Genomic DNA, 349 nt, shown 5'->3' on the forward strand with positions numbered 1-349 from the left:
ACTTGTTTTGTTGTTAAATATAAAAAAGAAATAGTTGGAACAATAATGTCTGGAAATGACGGGCGGAGAGGGCACATTTATCATTTAATGGTAAAACCGGAACACAGAAAGAATGGTTTGGGGGAAAAATTATTGGAAAAGGCAGAAAGGTCACTAAAAAAAGAAGGCATCAGAAAAATATTTTTGGTTGCATTTAAGAAAAACAAAACAGGAAATAAATTTTGGGAAAATAATGGTTATAAAATACGAAATGATTTAAGTTATAGGGACAAAAAATAATAATTAAAAATGTTAATTTATTTTGTTTCCAATATGCTATTGTTTCTGTAAGTGAAGGTAAATATTACAA

The 349-nt window shown here is 27.8% G+C and carries 1 protein-coding gene; it reads left to right on the top strand.

Annotated features, from left to right (window positions below; all coding sequences use genetic code 11):
- The coding region (locus tag ACYVTD_RS18305) for a GNAT family N-acetyltransferase (protein ID WP_461249026.1) at positions 1-279 on the top strand (279 nt) is incomplete at its 5' end.
- Between the last annotated feature and the right edge of the window lie 70 nt (positions 280-349).

It is taken from the genome of Treponema sp. R6D11, assembly GCF_054786075.1.